4 protein-coding genes are annotated in these 3,839 nt (G+C 73.0%); 3 read left to right on the forward strand and 1 reads right to left on the reverse strand.

The genetic code is table 11. The features are described 5' to 3' along the window. A partial coding sequence (locus PROKR_RS23350) for a bifunctional 3'-5' exonuclease/DNA polymerase (protein ID WP_084800634.1) occupies window positions 1-1,409 on the forward strand: 1,409 nt, incomplete at its 5' end. Between the two features lie 130 nt (window positions 1,410-1,539). Here the strand turns inward: PROKR_RS23350 and PROKR_RS23355 are convergent. After that, window positions 1,540-2,838 carry an aspartate aminotransferase family protein gene (locus PROKR_RS23355; protein WP_245605946.1) on the reverse strand — a complete coding sequence of 433 codons (1,299 nt, stop codon included), beginning with the start codon at window positions 2,836-2,838 and terminating at the stop codon, window positions 1,540-1,542. A gap of 192 nt (window positions 2,839-3,030) precedes the next feature. Between PROKR_RS23355 and PROKR_RS37040 the strand changes: the two genes are divergently transcribed. Both PROKR_RS37040 and PROKR_RS37045 read left to right on the forward strand, forming a co-directional pair. After that, entirely contained in the window at window positions 3,031-3,519 is a 489-nt protein-coding gene (locus PROKR_RS37040; protein WP_211240214.1) for a LysR family transcriptional regulator, read from the forward strand. 14 nt (window positions 3,520-3,533) lie between these two features. Then, window positions 3,534-3,839: LysR substrate-binding domain-containing protein (locus PROKR_RS37045; protein ID WP_245605947.1), on the forward strand; the 306-nt coding region annotated here is incomplete at its 3' end.

A 3,839-nucleotide genomic window follows, 5' to 3' on the forward strand; every position in this document is an offset into this window, starting at 1 on the left:
CGGCAGGCCCCGGCACGGCAGGCCCCGCCGTGCCCGGGCCTGGCACGGCCCCCGCCAACCCTCTCGACCCCTTCACCGAGCTCACCGCCCAGCTCCGTGCGATCAAGGACAGCACCGATCCCGGCCGGCTCCGGCTCCTGCTCGCGGCCGAGTCCGCGGGCGCGCTGGCCGCCGCCGAGATGCACCACGCCGGCCTGCCGTGGCGTGGCGATATCCACGACGAGATCCTCACCGATGCGCTCGGCCCGCGTCCGCGCCCGGGCGCGCGCCCGGCAAAGCTCGAGGCGCTGGCCCACCAGATCCGGACCGCACTGGACGCCCCGCCGACGCTCAACCCTGACTCCCACCCGGACCTGCTGCGGGCCATGGAATACGCGGGCGTCGGCGCGCGCAGCCTGCGCAAGTGGGAGCTGGAGAAGCTCGACCACCCCGTGATCGCGCCCCTCCTGGAATACAAGAGCCTCTACCGCCTCTACACCGCCAACGGCTGGAACTGGCTCGACACCTGGGCGCCCGACGGCCGCTTCCGCATGGAGTATGTCGTGGGCGGCGTGGTCACGGGCCGCTGGGCGAGTACGGGCGGCGGCGCGTTGCAGCTGCCGCACAACGTACGGCGCGCGGTGGTCTCCGACCCGGGCTGGACCTTCGTCGTCGCCGACGCCGCTCAGCTCGAACCCCGCGTGCTGGCGGCCCTGTCGCGCGACGAGCGCATGGCCGCCGCCGGCCGGTCCAAGGACGGGGCCAGCACCGACATGTACGCGGGGATCGTCGCGACCGGCGCCGTCGACTCCCGCGAGCATGCGAAGGTCGGCATGCTCGGTGCCATGTACGGCGGCACCACTGGCGTCAGCGCACAGGTGTTGCCCCGGCTCGCGCGCGCGTTCCCTCAGGCCATCGACCTCGTCGAGCGTGCGGCCCGGGCGGGGGAGCGCGGCGAGGTGGTCACCACCCGGCTCGGTCGCAGCTCGCCCCGGCCGGGCGAGTCCTGGGCCGCGGTCCAGGGCTCCGCGTTCGACGAGGACGCCGGCGCCGACGCCCAGTCGCGCGCCCGCAGCCAGACCCGGTCCTGGGGACGATTCACCCGGAACTTCGTGGTCCAGGGCACTGCCGCGGAGTGGGCACTGTGCTGGATCGCCTCCATCCGCCGTCGGCTCTGGGCTCTGGGGGAGGACACGTCGGACGGCGCCCGGCCCGGGCTCGCCCCCGCGCCGTTCGACCGCCGCCCGCACCTCGTGTTCTTCCTGCACGACGAGGTCGTGGTGCACGCACCGGCGGCGCTCGCCCGCCTCGTCGCGCAGGAGGTGCGGGCCGCCGCCGAAGAGGCGGGCCGGCTGCTGTTCGGCGACTTCCCGGTCGACTTCCCGCTCAGCGTGGCCGTGACGGAGAGCTACGCGGACGCGAAGGGCTGACCACCAAGCCCCGTCCGGCCAAGCCTTGTCCGGCCAAGTCCCGTCCGGCCAAGCCCCGTCCAGCCAAGTCCCGTCCGGCCGGGCCCCGCCCGCCAGCCCGCACCCGTCCAGCCCCTACCCGGTCCAGTCTCTACCCGTCCAGCACCGCCTTGAGCGACGCCTCCAGGATGTCCACGCCCCCGTGCAGGTCGTCCTCGCTGATCGTCAGCGGCGGCGCGATCCTGAAGATCCCGCCCATCCCCGGCAGCTGCACGATGTTCATGTGCAGCCCCCGCTCCAGGCAGGCCGTCGTCACAGCGTTGCCGAGGGCGTCCGCGGGAGTCTTGCTCGCCTTGTCCTCCACGAGCTCGACGCCCTGCAGCAGGCCGTGCCCGCGGACGTCGCCGACCACCTCGTACCGATCGCGCAGCTCCAGCAGCCGCCCGGTGAGCTGTTCGCCCAGCAGCGCCGCCCGTTCGACCAGGCCCTCCCGCTCGATCACGTCGAGCACGGTCAGCCCGACGGCCGCCGCCAGCGGGTCGGACACGTGCGTGGTGTAGAAGAGAAACCCCCGCTCGTGGCAGACCTGCTCGATCTCGGCGCTGGTCACGACGGCGGCCACCGGCAGCCCGGCGCCGAGCGTCTTCGACAGCGTCAGGATGTCGGGGACCACGCCGTCGCGCTCGAACGCGTACATGGTGCCCGTGCGGCCCAGCCCCGTCTGCGCCTCGTCCAGGACGAGCAGCATGCCGCGCTCCTCGCACATCTCCTTGAGGCGCCGGAGGTACCCGCGCGGCAGTTCGATGATCCCGCCGGACGACAGGATCGGCTCGACGACGCACGCGGCGAGGCTGCCGGCGGACTGCTGGTCGACCAGGGCGAACCCGTAGGCGAGCTCGGCCGCCCAGTCGTAGGACCCGTCGGCCGTCCGGAACGGGGAGCGGTAGGCGTTCGGCGTCGGCAGGGCGAGGTTGCCGGGGGTCGGTGGGCCGTAGCCGCGCCGTCCCGCGGAGAAGGTGGCGGACGCCGCCCCCTGGGTCATGCCGTGCCACGAGCGGTCGAACGAGACGATCTCGTACCGGCCCGTGTACAGCTTCGCCAGCTTGATCGCGGCCTCGTTCGACTCCGCGCCCGTGCTCAGCAGCAGCGCCTTGTCCAGCCCCGCTGGCAGTGTCGCGGTCAGCCGGTCGGCCAGCCCGAGGACGGGCGCGCTGAGCATGCCGCTGAACAGGTGGTCCAGCGACGCGACCGATGACGACACGGTCGCGACGATGTCCGGGTGCGCGTGCCCGAGGATCGAGCTCATCTGCCCCGACGTGAAGTCGAGGATCGGTGTGCCCTCGCTGTCGTACACGTACGAGCCCGCGGCGCGCTCGATCAGCCGCGGACTGAAGCTGGGTCCGTAGCGGATCAGGAGGCGGTCCGCCTCGTCCAAGAACGTCGTGTCCATCGCCATCCCTCTCGCCGTACTTCTTGTCAGCCCTGAGCCCCGAGCCCCGCGCCCCGAACGCTGAACCCTGAGCCGGATGCCATCCTCTGCCGCCCGGAAGCATCAGGACAAGCAAACAAAACCGGGGCACCATTCGTGATCAACGTACGGTCGCGGCTGCGCCCGGCCGCCGTGCAGCCCTACAGTCGCCGCATGCTCAACCCCCGGCGCCTCGAGATCCTGCGCGCGGTCCTGGCGGCAGGGTCGATCAACCAGGCGGCGCGGAACCTCAGCTACTCGCCCGCGACGATCAGCCAGCACATGACCGCGCTGGCGCGCGAGACGGGGCTGGTCCTGTTCGAGAAGCAAGGGCGCGGCATCGTCGCCACCGACGACGCGCGCCACCTCGCCGACCAGGCGCAGGCGCTCCTGGCCGACTTCGGCCGCCTCGAACGAGTGGTGGCGGACCTCCGCGCCGGTCACGGGCAGCACCTCGCCGTCGCGTGCTTCGCCTCCGCGGCCGAGCAGTGGATGCCGGCAGTCGTCCGGGCGGTGCGCGAGCTCCAGCCCAACCTCACCGTCGAGATCAGCCTGAACGAGCCGGTGGACGGTCGCGGACGCCGCCTGCCGGACCTCGACGTCCGGACCGAGCCCGCGGGCGGGACCGAGGTGCACCTCGAGGGTACCAGCGGCACGAGCTGACCGTCGAGGGCTTCGTGGCCGTGCTCCCGGCCACGCATCCGCTGGCCGCCGGCCCGGAGGTCAGTCTCCGCGACCTCGCCGACGAACCCTGGATCGACTACGACATCTACGACAGCCCGATCGGGAAGATCGTGCTCACCGCGTGCAGCGCCGCCGGTTTCGTCCCGCGGTACGCCGCCCGCCTGGACGACCACCGGGCCACGCTCCGCCTGGTGGCGGTCGGCGTCGGGGTGACGGTCCTGCCGCGCCTGGCCGTCACGGACCTGCCCGACGGCCTGGTCGTCCGGCCCGTGACCGGTCCCGCCGTGGCGCGCCGCATC

This window comes from Promicromonospora kroppenstedtii DSM 19349, assembly GCF_000515355.1.
In the GTDB taxonomy this organism is placed as follows: domain Bacteria; phylum Actinomycetota; class Actinomycetes; order Actinomycetales; family Cellulomonadaceae; genus Promicromonospora; species Promicromonospora kroppenstedtii.